The organism is Spongiimicrobium sp. 3-5 (assembly GCF_046557915.1).
GTDB lineage: Bacteria > Bacteroidota > Bacteroidia > Flavobacteriales > Flavobacteriaceae > JBHEBG01.
In genome coordinates, this window is record NZ_JBHEBG010000004.1 from 93,102 (window position 1) to 114,597 (window position 21,496).

At 41.5% G+C, this 21,496-nt stretch carries 20 protein-coding genes and 1 tRNA gene; 11 read left to right on the forward strand and 10 right to left on the reverse strand.

Going from position 1 to position 21,496, the window contains the following annotated elements; all coding sequences use genetic code 11:
* Nucleotides 1–5 precede the first annotated feature (5 nt).
* The 5 genes from ACEQ81_RS14730 to ACEQ81_RS14750 all read left to right on the forward strand — a co-directional run bounded on the left by ACEQ81_RS14730 (nt 6) and on the right by ACEQ81_RS14750 (nt 5,397).
* Nucleotides 6–767 (forward strand): SDR family NAD(P)-dependent oxidoreductase, encoded by a 762-nt coding sequence (locus tag ACEQ81_RS14730; RefSeq protein ID WP_411031677.1) that lies wholly within the window; start codon nt 6–8, stop codon nt 765–767.
* Between the two features lie 94 nt (nt 768–861).
* Entirely contained in the window at nt 862–1,902 is a 1,041-nt protein-coding gene (locus ACEQ81_RS14735; protein WP_411031678.1) for a PfkB family carbohydrate kinase, read from the forward strand.
* An 11-nt stretch (nt 1,903–1,913) separates the two neighbouring features.
* The gene (locus ACEQ81_RS14740) at nt 1,914–2,582 is read left to right on the forward strand and encodes a bifunctional 4-hydroxy-2-oxoglutarate aldolase/2-dehydro-3-deoxy-phosphogluconate aldolase (protein WP_411031679.1); all 669 of its coding nucleotides are present in this window, start codon (nt 1,914–1,916) and stop codon (nt 2,580–2,582) included.
* A complete protein-coding gene (locus ACEQ81_RS14745) occupies nt 2,579–3,841 on the forward strand; it encodes an Nramp family divalent metal transporter (protein WP_411031680.1) in 1,263 nt (420 codons plus the stop codon). The genes ACEQ81_RS14740 and ACEQ81_RS14745 overlap by 4 nt, the downstream gene beginning before the upstream one ends.
* 134 nt (nt 3,842–3,975) lie before the next feature.
* Nucleotides 3,976–5,397: an MBL fold metallo-hydrolase gene (locus ACEQ81_RS14750; protein WP_411031681.1), complete on the forward strand. Its 1,422-nt coding sequence runs from the start codon at nt 3,976–3,978 to the stop codon at nt 5,395–5,397.
* A gap of 70 nt (nt 5,398–5,467) precedes the next feature.
* Here the strand turns inward: ACEQ81_RS14750 and ACEQ81_RS14755 are convergent, their stop codons facing one another.
* From ACEQ81_RS14755 to ACEQ81_RS14770, 4 genes are all read right to left on the reverse strand, one after another.
* Nucleotides 5,468–7,243 (reverse strand): c-type cytochrome, encoded by a 1,776-nt coding sequence (locus ACEQ81_RS14755; protein ID WP_411031682.1) that lies wholly within the window; start codon nt 7,241–7,243, stop codon nt 5,468–5,470.
* Between the two features lie 63 nt (nt 7,244–7,306).
* Nucleotides 7,307–8,569, reverse strand: a complete 1,263-nt coding sequence (locus ACEQ81_RS14760; RefSeq protein WP_411031683.1) for an amidohydrolase/deacetylase family metallohydrolase — start codon at nt 8,567–8,569, stop codon at nt 7,307–7,309.
* 43 nt (nt 8,570–8,612) lie between these two features.
* Entirely contained in the window at nt 8,613–9,869 is a 1,257-nt protein-coding gene (locus ACEQ81_RS14765) for an amidohydrolase/deacetylase family metallohydrolase (RefSeq protein ID WP_411031684.1), read from the reverse strand.
* A 30-nt stretch (nt 9,870–9,899) separates the two neighbouring features.
* The gene (locus tag ACEQ81_RS14770; protein WP_411031685.1) at nt 9,900–11,528 is read right to left on the reverse strand and encodes an aminotransferase class V-fold PLP-dependent enzyme; all 1,629 of its coding nucleotides are present in this window, start codon (nt 11,526–11,528) and stop codon (nt 9,900–9,902) included.
* Nucleotides 11,529–11,774: 246 nt separating this feature from the next.
* Between ACEQ81_RS14770 and ACEQ81_RS14775 the strand changes: the two genes are divergently transcribed.
* The gene (locus tag ACEQ81_RS14775; protein ID WP_411031686.1) at nt 11,775–12,776 is read left to right on the forward strand and encodes a hypothetical protein; all 1,002 of its coding nucleotides are present in this window, start codon (nt 11,775–11,777) and stop codon (nt 12,774–12,776) included.
* A gap of 79 nt (nt 12,777–12,855) precedes the next feature.
* Here the strand turns inward: ACEQ81_RS14775 and ACEQ81_RS14780 are convergent.
* Nucleotides 12,856–12,928 (reverse strand) — tRNA-Lys (locus ACEQ81_RS14780).
* Nucleotides 12,929–13,091: 163 nt separating this feature from the next.
* On the opposite strand from ACEQ81_RS14780, the gene ACEQ81_RS14785 reads away from it, so the two are divergent.
* Nucleotides 13,092–13,607, forward strand: coding sequence for a shikimate kinase (locus ACEQ81_RS14785; protein ID WP_411031687.1), 516 nt, complete (start codon nt 13,092–13,094; stop codon nt 13,605–13,607).
* Here ACEQ81_RS14785 and ACEQ81_RS14790 read toward each other — a convergent pair.
* On the reverse strand, nt 13,599–14,096 hold the full coding sequence (locus tag ACEQ81_RS14790) for a phosphoribosyltransferase family protein (protein ID WP_411031688.1): 498 nt from the start codon (nt 14,094–14,096) through the stop codon (nt 13,599–13,601). The genes ACEQ81_RS14785 and ACEQ81_RS14790 overlap by 9 nt on opposite strands.
* A 147-nt stretch (nt 14,097–14,243) precedes the next feature.
* On the reverse strand, nt 14,244–14,618 hold the full coding sequence (locus tag ACEQ81_RS14795) for an RNA-binding S4 domain-containing protein (RefSeq protein WP_411031689.1): 375 nt from the start codon (nt 14,616–14,618) through the stop codon (nt 14,244–14,246).
* 77 nt (nt 14,619–14,695) lie between these two features.
* Between ACEQ81_RS14795 and ACEQ81_RS14800 the strand changes: the two genes are divergently transcribed.
* A complete protein-coding gene (locus tag ACEQ81_RS14800) occupies nt 14,696–15,655 on the forward strand; it encodes an FKBP-type peptidyl-prolyl cis-trans isomerase (RefSeq protein WP_411031690.1) in 960 nt (319 codons plus the stop codon).
* A 75-nt stretch (nt 15,656–15,730) separates the two neighbouring features.
* Here ACEQ81_RS14800 and ACEQ81_RS14805 read toward each other — a convergent pair whose 3' ends face one another.
* The 3 genes from ACEQ81_RS14805 to ACEQ81_RS14815 are packed head-to-tail and all read right to left on the reverse strand — an operon-like array spanning nt 15,731 to nt 18,196.
* Nucleotides 15,731–16,345 (reverse strand): outer membrane beta-barrel protein, encoded by a 615-nt coding sequence (locus ACEQ81_RS14805; RefSeq protein ID WP_411031691.1) that lies wholly within the window; start codon nt 16,343–16,345, stop codon nt 15,731–15,733.
* A 48-nt stretch (nt 16,346–16,393) separates the two neighbouring features.
* A complete protein-coding gene (locus ACEQ81_RS14810) occupies nt 16,394–17,347 on the reverse strand; it encodes a transketolase family protein (protein WP_411031692.1) in 954 nt (317 codons plus the stop codon).
* A 12-nt stretch (nt 17,348–17,359) separates the two neighbouring features.
* The gene (locus tag ACEQ81_RS14815) at nt 17,360–18,196 is read right to left on the reverse strand and encodes a transketolase (protein ID WP_411031693.1); all 837 of its coding nucleotides are present in this window, start codon (nt 18,194–18,196) and stop codon (nt 17,360–17,362) included.
* Between the two features lie 163 nt (nt 18,197–18,359).
* Here ACEQ81_RS14815 and tgt point away from each other — a divergent pair, with 163 nt between their 5' ends.
* The 3 genes from tgt to ACEQ81_RS14830 are packed head-to-tail and all read left to right on the forward strand — an operon-like array spanning nt 18,360 to nt 21,443.
* Nucleotides 18,360–19,490 (forward strand): tRNA guanosine(34) transglycosylase Tgt, encoded by a 1,131-nt coding sequence (tgt, locus tag ACEQ81_RS14820; RefSeq protein WP_411031694.1) that lies wholly within the window; start codon nt 18,360–18,362, stop codon nt 19,488–19,490.
* 2 nt (nt 19,491–19,492) lie between these two features.
* Entirely contained in the window at nt 19,493–20,572 is a 1,080-nt protein-coding gene (locus tag ACEQ81_RS14825; protein WP_411031695.1) for an LptF/LptG family permease, read from the forward strand.
* On the forward strand, nt 20,559–21,443 hold the full coding sequence (locus ACEQ81_RS14830) for a DMT family transporter (protein ID WP_411031696.1): 885 nt from the start codon (nt 20,559–20,561) through the stop codon (nt 21,441–21,443). Before ACEQ81_RS14825 ends, ACEQ81_RS14830 begins: the two co-directional genes overlap by 14 nt.
* The last annotated feature ends 53 nt before the right edge of the window (nt 21,444–21,496 follow it).

Sequence of the window (21,496 nt, forward strand, 5' to 3'; positions counted from 1 at the left end):
ATAAAATGAAATTAGAAGGAAAAGTAGCGGTAATTACTGGAGCTACCGGTGGTATCGGTTTTGAAGTAGCAAAAAGATTAGGCCAAGATGGATATACAGTGGTGCTAAACGGCATAGAGGACGACCTAGGGGCCAAGAGAGCAAAAGAGCTTGCTACGGAAGGAATCAACGCTGAGTATTACGGTTTTGACGTTACCAAAGAAGAAGCGGTGACCTCAAATATCAAAGCAATAGGAGATAAGTATGGAAAAATAGACGTTCTTGTAAACAACGCAGGTGGTCTGGGTGGACGCTCTAGGTTTGAAGAGATGACTACGGAATTTTATAGATTCGTAATGGCATTAAACCTAGACTCAACATTTTTCGCTTCAAGAGCGGCTATACCTTTTCTTAAGAAAGCAGAGAATCCTTCCATAATCAATTATACCTCAATTGCGGGATGGAATGCAGGAGGACCAGGTGCCGGAATTTACGGAACATCCAAAGCAGGAGTTCATGCTATTACGAGAGCTTTGGCCAAAGACCTTGCGGAATATGGCATTCGGGTAAATGCGGTATCTCCGGGTACTATTGATACACCTTTTCATGCACAAATCAAATCCACAAAACCAGAAGTATTCGCTTCATGGAAGAACAATATCTTACTAGGTAGGTTAGGGCAACCAGAAGATGTAGCATCCGTCATTTCCTTCTTGGTGAGTGATGACGCTTCTTTTATGACGGCGGAAACTATCCAAATTGGTGGCGGACAAGGTTTAGGAATTTAAAACCAAGTCAACTTTATTTATTAAATCAGTATAAAAATAGATTCCCTTACCTACTCATAGGTAGGTTCAAGAGAATGAAATAAATTAAATAACAATGAAGAAAGTAGTAACCTTTGGAGAAATTATGCTGCGCTTAGCTCCTTCAGGATTTTTGAGATTTTCACAAGCCAATAATTTTGATGTTGTCTATGGCGGTGGTGAATCTAATGTGGCAGTATCGCTGGCAAACTATGGGGTTCCTGTAGATTTTGTGACCCGTTTACCCGATAACGATATAGGACATTGCGCGCTCATGGAAATGCGCAAAAGAGGTGTAGGCACGGATAAGATTGTCTACGGTGGAGACCGACTTGGAATTTATTTCCTTGAAACAGGTGCTGTATCTCGTGGATCGAAGGTAGTGTATGACCGTGCCCATTCTGCAATCGCCGAAATAGAATCGGGTATGATTGATTGGGATACTGTTTTTGAGGGGGTGGAATGGTTTCACTGGACGGGTATTACTCCGGCCATCTCTCAAGGTGCCGCCGATGTTTGTTTGGAAGCCATGAAGGCGGCCGATAAAAAAGGCATAACGATTTCTACAGATTTGAATTACCGATCAAAGCTCTGGAATTATGGCGGTGATCGTGAAGCTATAATGACCGAACTAACCTCGTACTGCGACATAATATTGGGCAATGAAGAGGATGCGGAAAAGCATTTTGGAATCCACCCGGAAGGTTTAGACGTTCATAAAGATGGGCACGATGTAAAGGCGGAAGCTTTTCTTTCGGTTTGTAAACAGATGATGAAAAAATTCCCTAAAGCCAAAAAAGTGATAACTACGTTAAGAGGTTCCATTTCCGCATCCCACAATACTTGGGCAGGAGTGCTATGGGACGGTTCCAGGATGTACGAAACAAGACAATACCAGATAACCGATATTGTAGATCGAGTTGGTGGAGGCGATTCTTTTATGGGAGGTTTAATTTATGGATTACTGAAATATCCTGAAGATGATCAAAATGCACTTGATTTTGCAGTAGCTGCGTCTTGTTTAAAACATACCATAAAAGGCGATGCCAACCTTGTAACCGTGGACGAAGTCCAAAAACTAATGGGAGGAGATGCTTCAGGAAGGGTCTCTAGGTAAAGAAAAAGGGTATGGCAAAATATGCAAGGATAGAAGTGGCTAGGCTTATGGAGACAACAGGCATGGTGCCGTTGTTCTATCATCCAGACATAGTCCTCGGAAAGAAAGTGCTAAAAGCCTGCTATGATGGTGGGGCACGCTTAATGGAGTTTACTGCACGAGGCGATTTTGCTTTTGAAGTTTTCTCCGAGCTTAACAAATATGCGCTGACCGAACTCCCAGGGATGGCAATGGGGGTAGGTTCCATAACCGATGCTGCCGCTGCCTCAATGTATATGTCCCTTGGGGCCAATTTCATTGTTACACCTACCTTGAGAGAGGATATTGCATTGGTCTGTAATCGAAGAAAGGTATTATGGTCGCCAGGTTGTGGTTCGCTCACCGAAATAAATAGGGCGGAGGAGCTTGGTTGCGAAGTGGTAAAACTATTTCCTGGTGCTACTTACGGCCCTGGTTTTGTAAAAGCGATAAAAGGTCCACAACCATGGACCAGCATTATGCCCACTGGAGGTGTAAGTACAGAAGCGGAGAACCTGAAAGCATGGTTTCAGGCAGGGGTTACTTGCGTAGGTATGGGGTCTAAGCTTATTTCCAAGGATATTATGGAAAAGCAAAACTTTAAGCAACTACAAAAAAGTGTGAAGCAGACCTTGGATTTGATAAGTCAACTTCGCAAATGATGCCGTCCAAATCCATATTTAAAAAAATCCTTGCCATAATCTTGGGTTTTGGGCCTGGGATTTTCGCCATAGGTTATACTATCGGTACAGGTAGCGTCACCTCTATGATAGTTGCTGGGAGCACCTACGGAATGCAATTGCTTTGGGTACTGCTATTAAGTTGTATTTTTTCGGGACTTCTTATGTACACCTATGGAAATTATGCCTTGGTATCTGGAGAGACCGCCTTATATGCCTTTAAAAAACATATAAAAGGCGGAAAGTTAATCGCAATCCTGATAATCCTTGGAATTTCATTTGGGCAATGGAATTCGCTTATGGGGATCTTAGGAATATCGGCCAATATTATTTTTGAAATTTTTGTTATTTACTTTCCCCAATTAAAAGAGTTCCAATATGAAACGGTGTTGCTAATCGCCATTGCAGTCATAGTCATTATGTACTGCCTTTTGCTTGTGGGCAAGTATACATTTTTTGAAAAAATTCTAGTAATTTTTGTTACCATAATGGGACTTTCCTTTTTAATTTCCCTTTTTATGGTTTATCCATTACCCATGGAGGTCGTAAAAGGACTTGTACCCAGTATACCTGAGGTAAAAGGAGGTAAAATGATGGTGGCGGCCTTTGTGGGTACTACTATGGCGGCGGCAACCTTTCTATCTAGGCCCCTCTTCGTAAAGGGAAAGGGATGGGATATAAGAAACTTGGGACAGCAACGAAAAGATGCTATAACGGCGGCTATTCTGGTCTTTGTTATCAGTGGGTCCATAATGGCAGTGGCTAGCGGGGCTCTATTTCATCAGGGAAAATCTGTAACCCAAGTGTTGGATATGGTAAACATCTTAGAACCAGTAGCCGGAAAATTTGCGCTTACTCTGTTCTTTTTTGGAACCTTGAGTGCCGGCCTGTCGTCTATATTTCCTTGTTTGCTGATTGCACCTATTCTCTTGTCGGATTATCAATCGGGAAAGCTCGACACCAATTCCCTACAGTTTAGAATTATTACTGCATTTGCCTGTCTTTTTGCACTTATAGTACCCATATTTGGGGCCAATCCCATAGAGATGCAAATATTGTCGCAAGTGCTCAATGTTTTTGTCTTGCCCTTAGTTATTGTTGGTATCATAATTTTGATCAATACTAAAAAAATTATGGGGGAACATCGTGCAGGAATCCTGGTTAATGCGGGGTTATTGGCGTCTCTGTTCTTTTCTTGTTTAATTTCTTACAATGGTGTAGTGGCCATATTGGCTTTTTAGTAAGCTTTTGCACCAACCATACTACTGATAATTATCAGTCTTTTTACATGGGTATTTTGGAGGTTTGTAACTTAAGTTACCGTACAGGTTTTTAAGGTGATATACCTTTAATTATTCTAATAAAAAAGACGATAATGAAAGTAGAACAAATTTATACAGGTTGTTTGGCCCAAGGGGCCTATTATATTGAAAGCAATGGGGAGGCGGCTATCATAGACCCTCTACGAGAGGTATCGCCCTATATCCAAATGGCAAAGGACAGGAATGCCACTATAAAATTTATTTTTGAGACACATTTTCATGCCGATTTTGTTTCCGGACATGTGGACCTGGCCAGGAAGACCGGCGCGGCTATTGTATATGGCCCTACCACAATGAAAACAGGTTTTGATTTTGTTGTAGGCGAAGACGGTCAGGAATTTAAATTGGGGAATGCAGTAATACGGCTTATCCACACCCCCGGACATACCATGGAAAGCAGTTGTTATCTGCTCATTGATGAAAATGGTAAGGAAATCGCGTTGTTTTCAGGAGATACCTTGTTTATTGGCGATGTGGGTCGCCCCGATCTAGCACAAAAGGTAATTGCTGAACTTACCCAAGAGAAACTGGCCGGACATCTCTTTGATTCACTGAGAAACAAAATAATGCCTTTGCACGATGATATTATAGTCTATCCCGGACATGGGGCAGGAAGTGCTTGTGGTAAAATGATGAGCGATGAAACCACGGATACCCTAGGGCATCAAAAAGAGTCTAATTATGCTCTAAGGGCAGACATGGGCAAAGCGGATTTTATAGACGCCATTTTAACCGGATTGACTCCTCCTCCTGGCTATTTTCCACAAAATGTAATGCTAAATATTTCGGGATATGAAAGTATCGATAAAATTGTAGAAAAAGGAACCACGCCTTTAAGTGTGCAGGCCTTCGAGGCGTTGTTAGACGAGCATGGTGCCCTTGTTCTAGATACTAGGGGTGCCCAGAGCTTTGCATGTGGCTTTATCCCAAATGCATACAATATTGGATTGGATGGTAGCTTTGCCAATTGGGTAGGAACAACCGTAGTGGATGTAAAACGACCAATACTTATAGTGGCTGAAGAAGGAAAGGAAGAAGAAGTGGTAACGCGCTTGGCCCGTATCGGTTTCGATAATACCCTGGGGTTTCTAAAAGGTGGTATTGCAGCATGGAAAGCCGCCGGAAGGGAAATAGAGACCATTTCTACAATCACGGCAGACGAAATGGCTCAACTCAAAATTAGGGAAGAACTGAATATTTTGGATGTTCGTAGGGCAAGTGAATATAACAGCGAACATGTGGAAAACGCAATAAATACCCCTCTAGATTATCTGGATGATAGCATAACAAAAGTTGATAAAAACAAGACCTACTATGTGCATTGCAAAAGTGGATATAGATCTATGGTGTTCGTATCAATCTTAAAATCTAAGGGTTACAGAAATTTAATTGATATAAAAGGTGGTTTGGAAGCTATTAAAGAGACGGGGAAATTTAGCATTTCGGAATACGTGGCCCCAACGACCATGCTTTAACCCCATACCAAAAAAACAAGGGTATCTGGTTTGTAAAAGCTTTTTTTCTAAATTGGATACCCTTGTCTTGTTATTTTTGATTCTCGGTATCACTTCGGATTTGGCTAACTTTCTCAACACTTACGGGCGGAGCTTCGTTTCCAAATGTTTTTCGGATATAGGTTAAAATGGAAGATATGGCAAAATCATCCAAATGCCTATTCTGTGGCATTAGACCATTGTAAGACCTTCCGTTTACTTCAATTTCTCCTTGCATTCCATTTAAAACAACATCAATCAACCGATCTTCATCCCCACTTACCCAATCGGAGTCTTCTAGCGGGGGAAAGCGGTTGTTATCTCCTTGGCCATTTCTTTGATGGCATGCAGCGCAGTAGGTGTTGTACAATATTCTTCCACTATAGGTATCGCCTTCTTTTCGGATATCTTCTCCTTCAATAGGCGTTCTTATATAATCTTTGGATTTCCTTTTTTCCATAGATGCCAATTCGGCTTCTCCAAACTTATTTCGATCTCCCTTGTACATAACACGCCAAATTTTTCCTTTGTTTGATTCGCTGATATAAAGTGAACCATCAGTACCGGTAGATAAACCCATGGGCCGGTAAACGGCATCGCTGGTATTTATTACATTATCCACACCTGTAAAGCCATCGGCAAAAACTTCCCATGTTCCCGTGGATTTTCCTTCTTCATCGAAAGGGGCAAAACATACTATAAAACCAGATTGTGGGTAGGGAGGCCGGTCTGTGGAACCATGAAAAGCAACAAAAGCACCATGTTTATAGCGCTCGGGGAATTGATCGCCATGATAAAACAATACATCCATTGGGGCCCAATGCCCTGGAAACCCAATTACGGGATCATCAAATTCGCTGGCCCTTCCTACGATATTGCCATCTCCTCCGTATCCCGGTTGTAAGACATTTTTTTTCTGCAATTGGTCGTAGTAGGCATAGGGCCATCCAAAGTTAGACCCTTCGGTTACTTTCATTAAGGTTTCCGAAGGCAACATAGCCGCCTGCCAGGAAGAATACAGGTCGGGGAATATGGTATGAAAATTATCTATACCGTTTCCTACGGCATATAGGCTTTCGTCCCTAGGATTCCATTCCATACCAACCACACTTCTAATACCGGTCGCAAATTTATCACCATCAGCTTGGGTCAAACCAATTTTGTCGGCATCAAATCGCCAAATTCCTGCTTGTGTTTCTAGTTCCGGACAAGGGTCTAACCCTTTGCCTTCCGGAATTCCTACCGGACCGTATTTTTCCATATCCTGACATGCATCTGAAGGAGCGCCAAAAGGGATATACATATTGCCTTTGTTATCAAAAGCCAGAGGTTTTGTGGTATGCCAATTTGTTTCAATATTTTTTTCCGTATCGGTGAATACCACCTCCGTTTCACTGGTGGGCACCAATTCTCCTGATTTTAGTTTGTTCCTATACACCATTTTTCTAGTGCTGGTGTAGAGATAGCCATTGTGGATGGTTACCCCAGTGGCAGAACGCCCTTTATCGGGGTAATTTCCAAAGCGGACAATACTATCTACCTTACCGTCCATGTCCAAATCGCGCAAAGCAATGGTTCCTTTACCGTCCTTGGTGCGGATTAATTGTGCATAAATATCCCCGTTGTCATTAACGGCAATATGCCTGGTACGTCCAACGCTATCCACAACCACAAGGGCCTCAAAATTTTCTGGAAGGAACAATCCTCCGTTATGCGGATCGCTCGCAGGTAGATTTCTTTCGGTATTGCAGTTGTTTAGGCTTAAGAGAAGGATTACAAGTGCAATTTTTTTTAAAAAACATACCGCGTTTCGTGAACTAATTTTCATAAAAGATCAAATTAATTTTTATGCACTGATTGTGCAGAACCTAAGGACTTCAATTTTAAATTATTACCGTTCGTATGCATTTGCCGAAATACCGTTGAGATCCCATACTACTTTTCCGGCTCTAATGGTGAGTTCCGCTTCAAATTTTTTATCGCCGGTTATTCTATTATTTCGAGCGTCCACAAAACCAAATTTGCCTAATTTTAACCCCAGCACTGCAATATCGGCTTCGGCACCCACGCTTAAATGTCCTAAATCTTCTCGTTTAATAGCTTTAGCTGCGTTCCAACTTCCTCTAAGAAGTACCTCCTTTAAAGGCATACCCATATTTAAGTATTTGGACATTAAGTTCAACATATCTTTCATACCGGCATTCATACTAAACCGATGCAGGTCTGTACCAAAGGTATTGGGCCAAAGACCCTGCTCCATGGCGGGGACCGCCTGATTGAACCAAAACCCTGCACCTCCGTGCCCCACGTCAAACAAAACTCCCCTTTCCTTTGCTTCAAGAACAAAAGGTAAGACCTTTCCTTCCTTGTCTACCACGGGTTCCCTTTCCGTGATATTCTCGAAAGAATGGGTAATAATATCCCCAGGGCGCATACGATCTAATTGATCTTGCAAAGGATACATTGGCAAGTGGCACTCCACAAAAAGAGGCCGTCCGGTGTTTGAGGCAGTTTCCACGGCCCTATCGAACGGGGCCCAACTCTCTCCATCGAAGTGGCCAATTTTGACACCCACAATGATATCGGGGTAGGTTTCGATCATTTCCGTGGTTTTTGAGACATCCATTTCATTGATATCGTGTTTAGCGGCCTCAATTTTGGTAAGGGCAATTTCGGTGCCACTTATCCCATGGGCCGCAATATTCAAAAAGGCCAATATTCGTGTTTTGGAATGGTCGATTACTTGAGTCTTAAACAGCGGAAAATTTTGCCAGCCCGAAGTGCCCGCATCTACCACCGTAGTGATACCTGCTTTAAAACTAAAATCATCGGGAGATAGGCTATTATTACCATTTGCAAACTTATTTGCCCTTGGGCCTACAAAAACATGGGTATGGATGTCAATAAGGCCTGGGGATACATAAAGGCCAGTGGCATCAACAACTTTTTTAGCCTTTTCCGCGCTAATATTGGGAGCCACTGCTAGTATTTTACCATTTCCAACGGAAATGTCCATGATGGTATCAATATTGTTTTTAGGATCAAAAACATGCCCGTTTTTTATTAAAAGATCTATCTCTTGCCCTTGCGCTACGATCATTGCAAAATACAATAGGAAGCTAATCGTATTTTTAATCTTTCTACTTAAAACCATTTGATTGTGTTTAGTACCCAGTAAAAATAACCGGGATAAGTAACTATTTTTTGAAATCCTCAGCCGCTAGGCCATTTAGGTCCCAGACTACTTTTCCGGCCCTAATTGTAAGTTCGGTTTCCAATTTTTTGTTTCCTTTTATTCTTTGACGACGAACATCTAGAAAACCGAAATCACCTTCCCGTAAATTAAAAACAGCAACATCGGCCTCTGCACCTACACTCAGATGTCCCAAATCTGGCCTATTGATTACTTGTGCCGGTGCCCAAGTAGCTCTAGAAATGGCATCTGATAATGAAATGCCCATAGCCATGAATTTTGATAGTACATTGCTTAGGTCCTTCATTCCGGCATTCATACTTTGCGTATGGAGATCGGTACTAACAACATCTGCCTTAAACCCTTGTTCGCTGGCGGGTACCGCTTGTCGCCAAGTAAAGGCACCACCACCATGTCCCAGATCAAAAATAATACCCCGTTGCTGTGCCTTAAATACAAAGGGTTTTACCTTTCCTTCCTCGTCAACAATGGTTTCTCTTTGGGTGGGACCATGAGAATAGGTATGCGTAAAAATGTCTCCAGGGCGAAGGTGCTCCATAAAAAGGGATTCGATTGAATTTGGAGGGTCGTGCTCCCCAAAATCTACCATTACCGGAACACTAGCCTTCTTACCGGCCTCTACTGCTAAATCTACCTGTGTAAAGTCTCCCCAATAATGTGCGGCCTTAATGCCTACAAGGATATCCGGATACAATTTCTTTATACTGTGGGCGGTCATTACCGGATTCATGTCAGATACATCTTGCTCTTCAAACCTACTCCGCATTCCGGTGCCCACGATATTGAGTAGTGCCAATACTCTGGTTTTGGACTTATCTATCGTCTGTTTTTTGAAAAGAGGGAAATTTCGCCATCCCGAAGAACCGGCATCCACAACGGTGGTAACTCCGGCCCTAAAAGTAAAGCCGTCTGGCATAACACTGGTTGCTCCATTGGCAATATAAACATCGGGTTCATTTCCCATGAACACGTGTACATGCATATCCACAAGGCCCGGTGTAACATATAATCCTGTAACATTAATGACTTTCTCGGCCCTTTCTTCCGAAATATTCTCTGATACTTCGGCTATTTTGCCATCTAGGATGCCAATATCCATAGGGGCATCAATATTGTTTTTTGAATCGATGAGGTGCCCCCCTTTAAGCAGTATATCCAGTTTTTGTGCTTGCAGATTCAGCAAAGGGATAAGGAAAAGGAAGATAAGTAACTTTGATTGTAATCCTTTTTGGTTTGGCATGATGTAAATGATTAAAACAAATTTATTTGGTTAGGTAGCCAATGGTGGTCCGCCCGGAATCACAATTCGTTTATGTTCTTCTTTGTATTTTGATCTTTTGGCAGTGAATTTGGCGGTAAGGTATTCCCCAAGAAATACAGAACCGCTAAGAGTATCATCGGAAACCTTCGCTGAAAACCAATAATTGATCGAATCTCCCGGAATTCGGTAATCGCTTCGAAGCTTTAACTCGTCTCCTTCGATCATTCCTGCTATCTCCTGGGTAGAAAAATCACTTTTATGTGTTCCCTTAATCCAATTGCCGTCCTGTTCTAGAAACATAATATGTGTACTCTTACTGGTGAAAAATTCCATTTCCACCTCCCAGTGGCCGCTAACGTTAAATTTGGCGGGAGTCATTTTATCAGAGCTAGGGCTGCGCTTTTGCGAGAAAATCCCATGGAGTCTGTCCGCCACTGTTTTTGCGTTTCCCGGGCGCATTTGGCTGGGGGTAATATTAATGGATGTCATACCATCTTTACTTCTGGCCCCAATGGCTATCCTTGGTTTATTCCTGGCTACTTCCTCCGCGATTTCTTCTCCTGTGATATTCAATTTTTCGGGATCCCATTTTATGACCAGTCGAGGTGCAAGATTGGAAAGCCCCTTTGGCTGTTCTACTTCAGTGGTTATCCCCTTTATTTTAAGTACTTCCACAGAGATTTCATCTAGCCATGACAGCCATGTTTGCCATTCTGCTTCATGATCCCTTGTTGTCCAGGCTTCCACTGCTGCCAACATTCCCAACATTTCTTCCTTACCAACTTTATTGTCCCTGCCTGGGCCATGATGGGGAGAACTTGCCTGCCATGCGGACATAAGGAGATCTTTATCTCCAAGCAGTAGACCTGCGCACTGAGGGCCGCAAATAGCTTTCCCGCCGCTATATGCCACAACTGTGGCTCCTCGTTCCAAGTGCACACATGGAATGGTTAAATTTTCTGCTGCGGCGTCTACCAATATGGGTATATTTTTTGGTTTGGCTATTTTGTGGATCACCTCCAAAGAAAGTGGCTCGCCAGTAGCTGAATGTTTACTAGAGTTAACATAGATCATTGCCGTACGTGGATTTATGGCACGTTCCAGTTCTTCGGCAGAATCAACATCGATCATGGTTACGCCAATATTGCGAATACCGTGGTCGTATACGTTACGGGAATATCGAGGAGATATAACCTCCGTTTTTTCCAATCCTGTTAAATCAGGAATTCTAAGTAGTTTTTCGGGATTTCCACCAGATACACAGGCTGCGGTAACATGTTTTAGTCCTGCCGCACAACCGGCAGATACCATCCCCCATTCCGCCTTTGTCAATTCCGCAAGACGTTGGCCTATTCCGTAGGCCAATTCATCGTATTGTACAAAATACCCAGAAGCAGCTTCAATGGCTTTTAAGACTTCTGGTCTCTCGGTAGATCCGCCAAGGATAGTAAAGGTACCCCTGCAGTTGATGATGGGAACAACTCCAATGGAATCGTAAATGGTTTTATCTCCTGAAAATGGGCCAGGAAAAATAGGAGCAAACTCTTTAAGGGTATTGCCAAATATAGATTCGCTGGCAAGAAGACTTCCGGCTATTGGGAAAACCCCCAGCTGTTTTATTATTTCTCTACGATTCATATCAAAGGATTAGGGTAAGATAAAAGTGTTTTATGGCTTATCTAAATGTAGTGAAATCTTCCAAGGCTTCAAAATTGTTGAAGAGAACACAACATATTCTATGCAAATCGTTGCTCTTTTTTGGTTTTGGTATCATGATGTTAGCAAATGGAACCCTTTTGTTAGTCTACCAAAAGCCATGATTCTAATTTTGGAGTATCTGCAAACAAGATTTTAAAAAGCAATTAACAATATAAAAATAGCGTTATGAGAACGACAGAACTTTTAAAATGTGAAGCACCTTCTGGGGATGCTTATCCTGCAAATGTTAAATCATTTGTATCACTTATCTTATCAATTCTTTTTTTGACCATGCTACACGCTGGCTGTAGCAGTGACGGTCCTGACCAAAATGGCAATCCGGATCTCATAGAAACGGGAAAGGTGCAAGGGACGGTAAAGGATGAAAATGGCAACCCTTATCCAAGTACCTTAATTACCCTTAGTAAGGGTACAGAAAATAATACTAAGGAAACGAACACAGATGGCGTTTTTACTATGAACACAATGGGCTTAGGTTCATACGATGTTGCAATGGAATTGCCTTTGTCCACCGAGCCTATTTCGGTCAATCCGACGACCGTAAATGTAATGTCCAACCAGACAACAATGGTCGATTTTGTAATTAGAGCACAACCTGCGGAAGCGCATTTGAATATTGCAAATGTGGATATTTTTGATGAAATCAGGGGTCAAGATGGGAATGCGCCTCTCAGTTCTAGTGAATTATTATATGCAGCAAACTTCTTTCAACCTCCTATTGGTCTTTTGACAGCGATAAAAGCTCCTGACGGTCACCATGTTAATTTATCCGAGTGGCAAGCCGCCAGAGGAATCTTTACAGTTAACTGCAACGGTGCTTCTTCTACTGTGGAGATTGCATTGGAAGGAATGATCCCTAATGGTACTTATTCTGTTTGGCTGGCGTTTCTCAACAAAACAAAAAAAATTGGTGAACCAATAGTAGGGGCCACCGATTTGGTAAATACGATAAGTCCACCGATAGGAGCTTCCAATGGAGCGGACAATGTGTTGATTGCAGGAGGAGATGGTACCATTAATGCTACCATTTTACACCCTTCGTGCATATTGACCCAAGAGGTAGCTCTTGTGATTCCGGTTGTTTACCATATCAACGGAAATACTTTTGGTGCAGGTGAAATACCCGATGTGGAAGAAGTTAGCCATTTACTGGTATATTTTCAATAAGTAAGGTACTACCCAGTTTAATGGTGAAACCTAAAAATCAAAAAAGCCCATCTCAAAGATGGGCTTTTTGCTTATTCCGTGACCTGGCTGGGGCTCGAACCCAGGACCCTCTCCTTAAAAGGGAGATGCTCTACCAACTGAGCTACCAGGTCAATTTGTCAAATTCAACAGTACTGTTAAAATATACCTAAGGTGTGCCTTAAGAGGGTGCAAATATAATATCAATTATCTATTTTACAAGACGATTTTTAGAGAAATTTGTGTTTTCTTTGTTATCCCCTGAAAATCACTCAACTTTAGATAATTTTTTTGCATATGCAAGTTGTTTTGGTAGGATATATGGGTAGTGGAAAAACTACCGTGGGCCAGCTGTTGGCCAATGAATTGAAGTACACCTTCCTAGATTTGGATTCGTATATGGAGGACGCCATGGGCATGTCCGTTTCCGAGATGTTTGAAACCAAAGGGGAGCTTTTTTTCCGTAAAAAGGAGCATTTTTATTTAAAGGAAGTGCTAACGGAATCCAAGAATTTTGTTTTATCTACTGGCGGGGGTACTCCTTGTTACAGTGGTAATATGGATGCCATTCTGGAAAACACCCCGAACGTGTTTTATTTAAAGGTATCTATTATGGAACTTGTTAAAAGGTTAGGCGCCGAAAAGGATCATAGACCCCTAATAAAAGACATAGGCACTAATGATCTTCCTGAGTTTTTTGGCAAACACTTGTTCGAGAGAAGTCCGTTTTACTCCAAAGCAACAAATGTCATAAGTTCCGACAATAAAACGCCTGAAGATATCGTGGAAGAAATAAAGACCTCCCTAGTCTAGGTATACGGAGTCGTTTCTGGTTTTAAATACAACCTTTACGTTTTCGTGCAGAGAGGTAGATAAGGAAATGCCCTTATAATCTGCCTTTACCGGATATTTTTTGTGGTTCCGATTTACTAAGACCGCAGTCTTAAGACGTTTTAGCGGAGTTTTTAGAAAATGGTGCACCCCATAGATCAGAGTAGTGCCCGAGTTTAGTACATCATCTACCAATACAACTGATTTATTGGTATATCCATCTTCGGCAATTGAGGTAGAAACGCCACTTTTCAGCGGATCTGTTTTGTTCATACTTACCTTACAAAGAACAATATCCGCTTCGGTAATTTTTTTTAAGACAGCACCTATTTTTTTTGCAAATTGCAATCCACCACCATCAATACCGGCTATTATGATCTGCTTCTCTTCAACATTGGCTTCATAAATCTGATAGGCAATACGCCGTATTTTATGTTGTATTTCCTGATGTGAGAGTATTTTATTGTGCATTATAGACCAGATTTCTTGTCAAATATAAAAAACAGTTCCTTACGCTGTCGTTAGTTTTATGGAATTCCGAAAGGTTTCTAGGGCCATTGGCATAAAAATAGATGCTGAATGAAGCATCACTTGTTACGTACGCCACCCAGAAGAGTGTTACTCACTTTCATCATCTAAATAATCATCCATATCCCTGCGGTCTTTTTTTGTAGGTCTCCCGCTACCTTTACTTCGGTAATGGTCCTTGGATAACTTTAAAAGTTCGTTGGCGGCAAAGGCCTCTTTAGGGGTGGTATCTTTTCTATAGATATCGACCAATTTTGCTCCGACCCTGCTTTTTGGAACGTCTAAAACGGTAAACTCATAATTTATCTGGTTCTTTCTAAGCACAATATTGTCCATCGGAAAAACCTCGCGAGACGGTTTAACAGTTTGGCCGTTAACCTTAACATGACCTTTTTTACAGGCCTCCGTGCCCATATTACGGGTCTTAACGTATCGTGTGCTCCACAAGTATTTGTCTATACGCATGTACAATCGAAAATCTTTGTTAACGGCTTATACAAAAATAGGGGAAAATTGTATCTTGCAGCGCTTAAAAGAAAAAGATGAAGAAGAATAAAGTAGTTTTTTTTCTAACTATGATTGTAATATTTGGGTCTTGTAAAAAGGACGATGACCCGGGTATAGAAGTTGTTCCCCCAAGAACATTGGCAGAAGTTGAAGCAGAGGACGCGGCGGAAATAATTGCGTTTTTGGACACCCATTTTTATAATTATGAAGAGTTTGCAAGTCCTCCTGCCGATTTCGATTTTAGAATTAAAATAGATACAATTGCAGGGGATAATGCAGGAAAAATTCCATTACGTCAGCAGGTAGAGGATTTAGAAATTTCCGTATCCTCTAGCGAGTTTGGTTTATCAGAGGAGGAAACCGTAACACATACCATGTATTATTTGGAAGCACGGGAAGGAATCGGAGAAGGCCTTACCGTTGCAGATTCTTCCTTTGTTCGGTATCAAGGAAGTCTTTTAAATGGCAATGTGTTCGATGGATCGTTAAATGTGCCTATTTGGTTCGATTTGGCAACCCTGCAAGGCCCGCTACAGGGAGCTCGCGGTTTTGCCGAGGGTACACATATGTTTAAGGCGGGAGGACCTCCTACCGTAAACCCGGATGGTACATTCAGTGTTGAGGACTATGGGATAGGGATGATGATATTTCCTTCTGGACTAGGCTTTTTCAATTCAAGTGGGTCAGGGTCAATACCTGCTTACAGTCCGATGATTTTTACGGTAGACCTATATACGGTCAATGATACAGATCATGATGGTGATGGAATACCCTCAATTTTGGAGGATTTGGATGGTGATGGTTACCTTTACAATGACAATACGGATATAGACGGTGAAGATTTTCAGCGTTTCCCCAATTTTGGTGACCCGGACGATGATGGTGATGGTACTAGGACTCGTGAGGAAATTATAATAAATGATGACGGTACGCTGACCTTTCCGGATACGGATGGCGATGGTACTCCAGATTATTTGGATCCCGATAATTTTTAAAAGAAGAAGGAATAAGACATAAAAAAAGCCCTAACAACAGTTAGGGCTTTTTAGTTTTCATTTTTTGATAAAGACTTACAGTTTTACGGATAATCCGAAGATAATTTGAGAAGGTCTAGAGTCTACCCTTCCAGCGATATCCGTTACGTTGTTTCCAATAAAATTGGCTTCATTTTCGGAGAATCCTCTTTCATAGCGCACATCAACCCCAATATTGCCTACACTTACGGCAACTCCAACGTTAAGCCCTACAGTAAAATCGTTTTTTACATCATCTACTTCCAATCCATCAAGGTCGTTGTTCAATGTATACTGAAAGGCGGGTCCTGCAAAAATACTTAAGGGCCCAATAATTTTGTAACCTAATAGTACAGGGAGATCTAACTTGGAAATATCGTAGTCATTGGTGGCGCCGTCCACATCATAACTACTTTTGGTCTTGGTGTAGACCAATTCTGGTTTTAGATAGATCTTTGGTAAATCCAGTTTACCAAAGAAACCCACATGAAAACCTACTTTACCATCGGAACCGGCAATTACATCCTCGCCGGCAGTTTGTACCTGCCTAAAGCTTAGATCGCCATTCTGATTGTAGTTAAGTCCGGCTTTAATACCAAATCCCGAATCATTTTGTGCAAAAGTGGCAACGCTTATAAAAGCGCAAACCACCACTAGAAGTGTTTTTTTCATAATAAGTGTCTTGTTTTTTGGTAAGTGAATACCAAATAACGGTATCACTTACTTTCTTGTCAACACTTTCAAAACGGCCTTGGTTATGGCTTTATTGTTTAATCCGTATTTGTCCATCAACTGCTCTGGTGTGCCACTTTCTCCAAAAGTATCTTGGGTAGCAACAAATTCTTGTGGCGTAGGAAGCTGTACCGCAAGGGTTCTGGCTATACTTTCGCCTAAACCTCCAAGATAATTATGTTCCTCTGCGGTAACGATACAGCCGGTTTTTTTAACAGATTTTAACACCGCCTCTTCATCCAAAGGTTTTATGGTATGGATATTAATGACTTCGGCCGAGATTCCCTGACCTTCCAAAGTTTCCGCAGCAATTAGAGCTTCCCATACCAAATGACCAGTGGCTACGATTGTTACATCCGTACCTTCGTTTAACAAGATAGCTTTCCCAATTTCAAATTTCTGATCGGCGGCAGTAAAGTTGGCCACTTTGGGTCTTCCAAATCTTAGATAAACAGGGCCTTCATGATCTGCAATGGCAATGGTTGCAGCTTTGGTCTGGTTATAATCACAGGGGTTAATTACGGTCATTCCCGGTAACATTTTCATTAAACCGATATCTTCCAAAATTTGATGCGTTGCCCCATCTTCCCCTAAGGTAAGTCCGGCGTGCGAAGCACAAATTTTTACATTTTTACCAGAGTATGCTATGGACTGTCTAATCTGATCATAGACCCTTCCGGTAGAAAAGTTGGCAAAAGTACCCGTAAAAGGTATTTTTCCACCAATGGTTAGGCCAGAGGCAATGCCCATCATATTGGCCTCAGCAATTCCTATTTGGAAGAATCGCTCAGGGTTTTCCTCGATAAACTTTTCCATTTTCAGGGAACCTATTAAATCGGCACATAGGGCTACCACATTAGGATTTGATCTTCCCAATTCTGCCAGTCCGGCACCAAAACCACTTCTTGTATCGTTTTTACCCGAGTCTGTATATTTTTTCATGTCTTCTCTTGATTAATAGTCCCCTAAAGTTTCCGGATTTTGTTCCAACGCCACTGCTAACTGTTCGTCATTAGGAGCTTTTCCATGCCAGGCATGGGTATACATCATAAAATCTACACCATGGCCCATTACGGTATGTAATAATACACATACTGGTTTGCCCTTGCCCGTTCTAGATTTGGCTTCCGTCATTCCCTTTATAATGGCATCTAGGTCGTTACCGGCTTTTATTTCCAGTACATCCCATCCAAAGGCTTCAAATTTTGCTTTGAGATCTCCCATGGGTAAAACGGTATCTGTAGAACCGTCGATCTGTTGGCCGTTCAAATCTATGGTAGAAATAAGATTGTCTACCTTGTAGCCGGCAGCATACATGATAGCTTCCCAGTTCTGACCTTCTTGGAGTTCACCGTCACCATGAAGACTATAGATTAAATGTGGGTCGTTATTCAATTTTTTGGCTAAAGCCGCTCCAATGGCAACGGACATGCCTTGTCCCAAAGATCCGGAAGAAGTACGGACACCCGGTAGGCCCTCATGTGTTGTGGGATGTCCTTGAAGACGAGAATCTATCAATCTAAAGGTGTTCATTTCCTCTACGGGAAAATATCCTTTTCGTGCCAAGGTGCTATAGAAAATTGGGGAAATATGCCCATTGGAGAGAAAAAAGAGGTCTTCATCCTTTCCATCCATATCAAACCCATCCTTAAGGTTCATGATTTTGTGATACAGCGCAATAAAAAATTCGGTACAACCTAGAGATCCACCGGGGTGTCCAGAATTTACCTTATGCACCATTCGCAGAATGTCCCTGCGGGTCTGTACAACCAGATCTTGTAATTCTTGCATGTTTCGTCTTTATTTAATTGTCCCCAAAAGTAGTTGCAAACTTTTGGCTATACAAGCTGAGTTATTACATTTTATTAACGGACCCAAAGTTTTACGAACTTTATTTTTTTGTTAAGGAAGTAATGCGGATGAGTTGCTATATTTGCTGCTTTAATAATATTATTTGAAATTCACCTTACAGCATACAGACCCTAAAAGTAAAGCACGTGCAGCGGAGGTTGTAACGGATCACGGAACCATAGAAACGCCCATTTTTATGCCGGTCGGTACAGTAGCTTCCGTCAAAGGAGTGCATCAACGGGAACTTAGGGAAGAAATAGACCCCGATATTATTCTGGGAAACACGTATCACCTGTTCCTTAGGCCCAAAACACATATTTTGGAACAAGCGGGCGGACTTCATAAATTTATGGGTTGGGATCGCAATATTCTTACGGACAGTGGGGGGTATCAGGTATACTCTTTGTCGGACAACAGAAAAATCAAGGAAGAGGGTGTACGGTTTAAATCGCACATAGACGGGTCTTACCATGTGTTTACACCAGAGAATGTCATGGAAATTCAGCGTGTTATAGGTGCCGATATTATAATGGCTTTTGACGAATGCACGCCCTACCCATGCGATTATAATTATGCGAAGCGGTCTATGCATATGACCCATAGATGGTTAGATCGATGCATTTCCCATCTGGAAAAGGTACCTTATAAGTACGGTTATTCTCAGGCCTTTTTCCCTATTGTACAGGGTTCTACCTATACCGATCTTCGTAAGCAATCGGCAGAATACATTGCAAATGCTGGTGCAGAAGGAAATGCCATTGGGGGACTCTCTGTGGGTGAACCGGCGGAGGAAATGTATGCAATGACAGAAGTGGTCTGCGATATACTTCCGGAAGACAAGCCTCGATATTTAATGGGTGTTGGAACACCTATAAATATATTGGAAAATATAGCATTGGGTATAGATATGTTCGATTGTGTAATGCCCACAAGAAACGCCAGAAACGGTATGTTGTTTACTGCCCATGGTACTATCAATATCAAAAACAAGAAATGGGAAGATGATTTTTCGCCTTTGGACGATATGGGAACGACCTTTGTAGACCGGGAATATACCAAGGCATATTTAAGGCATCTCTTTGCTGCAAACGAATATTTGGGCAAACAAATTGCTACGATCCATAACCTTGGGTTCTACATGTGGTTGGTTCGCGAGGCAAGAAAGCATATTTTAGCAGGGGATTTCCGTGCATGGAAAGATACCATGGTAAAACAAATGGATAAAAGGCTGTAATCTTGACCATTCTAGACAAATACATACTAAAACGCTATTTGGCCACTTTTACAGTGATGCTTCTGCTCTTTATACCTATTGGCATTATGGCCAATTTGGCAGAGCAGATAGGAAAAATGATAGATAATGAGGCACCGCTGAATGAAATTCTGTTCTACTACCTTAATTTTACCATTTACATCGGCAGCCTGCTGTTTCCTATTTTTTTGTTCCTTTCCGTAATTTTCTTTACCTCAAAGTTGGCCAACAATACCGAAATTGTGGCAATATTAAGTTCTGGGGTTTCTTACGGAAGATTTTTACGCCCCTATTTAATAGGAGCCTCTATTATTGCGGTAATCATGTTTTTTATGGGGATGTTCATTGTTCCCAATGCCAGCAAAGGATTTAATGAATTTAAATACAAGTACCTCAAAAAAGGTAAACAAGACAGGGTTACCAGTAATATTTTTAACCAGTTGAACGAGAACGATTTTATCTATGTTAGTAGTTTTGATCCGGCTCGGCAGATAGGTTATAACTTTACTTTTGAACATTTTAACGAAGAGAATACCTTGGATTATAAGATATCTGCTGCCAATATTAGATGGCTTCCAAATGATACGATATACCGACTTACTTCTTACGTAAAACGTTCTATCGGCGAAAAGTCCGAAGTGGTGGAAACAAAAAGAAGGTTAGATACTATTTTTACCTTTAAGATTGAAGACCTAACACCGGTATCCTACATTGCGGAAACTAAAAACCTGGTAGAACTTAATTCCTTTATCGAAACCCAAAAAAGAAAAGGAGCATCCAATATCAATACATATATTATGGTGAAGTATAAGCGTTGGGCACTCCCGGTTACGGCTTTTATCCTCACCATAATAGCCGTGGCAGTTTCTTCGGTAAAACGCCGAGGTGGAATGGGCATTAACCTTGCCTTTGGTATTGGGGTTGCATTTATCTATATTTTTTTCGATAAAGTTTTTGGCACACTGGCAGAACAATCTGGCTTTCCACCCCTAATGGCCATCCTCATTCCCAATTTGGCATTTGGTCTTTTGGGGCTTTACCTACTACAACATGCCAAACGCTAGGTTAAAGAGTTATTTACATCTTCACTTCATTGTATTTATTTGGGGCTTTACAGCCATCTTGGGAAAGCTCATTACCATAGAGGCACTTCCACTAGTATGGTATAGAATGCTGATAGCACTAATAATTATTGCTGTTTTTATGGTAGTTAAAAAGTACAAAATTAAGGTGCCACCGAAAACACTTCTTATGTTGCTCATTGCAGGGGTGGTCCTTGCTTTGCATTGGATTACTTTTTTTAGGTCTATAAAAGTTTCCAATGTTTCCATTGCCTTGGCGGCAGTATCTTCGGGCCCTTTTTTTACGGCACTTTTAGAACCACTTTGGTATACCAGAAAGATTATTTGGTACGAAATTGTTTTTGGTTTTTTGGTGGTATTGGGCCTTTATATCATTTTCAATGTAGAAGCCCAATATCTTGAAGGGATAGTTTTAGGAGCCGTATCTGCTCTGTTGGCCTCTATTTTTTCGCTGATTAATGGTAAATTGATAAAATCGGAAAGGCCCTCTTTAATCTCATTTTATGAGATGGGAACAGGTGTACTGCTCATAACCTTGTATTTGGGATTCTTAAATGGGTTTACCCCAGGTTTTTTTCAACTTTCATACAACGATTGGTTTTTCCTATTCTTGTTGGGTTCCATTTGCACGGCTTATGCCTTTATAGTTTCGGTAAAAGTGATGCGATATATAAGTCCGTACACGGTAATGCTTACCACAAGCTTGGAACCCATTTACGGAATTGTATTGGCACTGTTGCTTTTTGGCGATACGGAGCGTATGAATGCCTTGTTTTATTTAGGGGCACTAATCATTTTAGCTACGGTATTGGCAAATGGAGTTTTAAAAAATAGAAGGCGAATTAAAAAATAACGGGACTATTAGGGTTCGTTTAAAAGATTTATATTTGTCCGTTGATATAAACT

Excerpts from the sequence above, each read along its gene's own strand:
- ACEQ81_RS14770 (WP_411031685.1), bottom strand. The coding sequence starts at position 11,528 with ATGAATCGTAGAGAAATAATAAAACAGCTGGGGGTTTTCCCAATAGCC.
- ACEQ81_RS14830 (WP_411031696.1), top strand. The coding sequence starts at position 20,559 with ATGCCAAACGCTAGGTTAAAGAGTTATTTACATCTTCACTTCATTGTA.
- ACEQ81_RS14805 (WP_411031691.1), bottom strand. The coding sequence starts at position 16,345 with ATGAAAAAAACACTTCTAGTGGTGGTTTGCGCTTTTATAAGCGTTGCC.
- ACEQ81_RS14760 (WP_411031683.1), bottom strand. The coding sequence starts at position 8,569 with ATGGTTTTAAGTAGAAAGATTAAAAATACGATTAGCTTCCTATTGTAT.
- ACEQ81_RS14795 (WP_411031689.1), bottom strand. The coding sequence starts at position 14,618 with ATGCGTATAGACAAATACTTGTGGAGCACACGATACGTTAAGACCCGT.
- ACEQ81_RS14750 (WP_411031681.1), top strand. The coding sequence starts at position 3,976 with ATGAAAGTAGAACAAATTTATACAGGTTGTTTGGCCCAAGGGGCCTAT.
- ACEQ81_RS14765 (WP_411031684.1), bottom strand. The coding sequence starts at position 9,869 with ATGCCAAACCAAAAAGGATTACAATCAAAGTTACTTATCTTCCTTTTC.
- ACEQ81_RS14740 (WP_411031679.1), top strand. The coding sequence starts at position 1,914 with ATGGCAAAATATGCAAGGATAGAAGTGGCTAGGCTTATGGAGACAACA.
- ACEQ81_RS14755 (WP_411031682.1), bottom strand. The coding sequence starts at position 7,243 with ATGAAAATTAGTTCACGAAACGCGGTATGTTTTTTAAAAAAAATTGCA.
- ACEQ81_RS14790 (WP_411031688.1), bottom strand. The coding sequence starts at position 14,096 with ATGCACAATAAAATACTCTCACATCAGGAAATACAACATAAAATACGG.
- ACEQ81_RS14810 (WP_411031692.1), bottom strand. The coding sequence starts at position 17,347 with ATGAAAAAATATACAGACTCGGGTAAAAACGATACAAGAAGTGGTTTT.
- ACEQ81_RS14800 (WP_411031690.1), top strand. The coding sequence starts at position 14,696 with ATGAAGAAGAATAAAGTAGTTTTTTTTCTAACTATGATTGTAATATTT.
- ACEQ81_RS14730 (WP_411031677.1), top strand. The coding sequence starts at position 6 with ATGAAATTAGAAGGAAAAGTAGCGGTAATTACTGGAGCTACCGGTGGT.
- ACEQ81_RS14785 (WP_411031687.1), top strand. The coding sequence starts at position 13,092 with ATGCAAGTTGTTTTGGTAGGATATATGGGTAGTGGAAAAACTACCGTG.
- ACEQ81_RS14745 (WP_411031680.1), top strand. The coding sequence starts at position 2,579 with ATGATGCCGTCCAAATCCATATTTAAAAAAATCCTTGCCATAATCTTG.
- ACEQ81_RS14775 (WP_411031686.1), top strand. The coding sequence starts at position 11,775 with ATGAGAACGACAGAACTTTTAAAATGTGAAGCACCTTCTGGGGATGCT.
- ACEQ81_RS14735 (WP_411031678.1), top strand. The coding sequence starts at position 862 with ATGAAGAAAGTAGTAACCTTTGGAGAAATTATGCTGCGCTTAGCTCCT.
- ACEQ81_RS14815 (WP_411031693.1), bottom strand. The coding sequence starts at position 18,196 with ATGCAAGAATTACAAGATCTGGTTGTACAGACCCGCAGGGACATTCTG.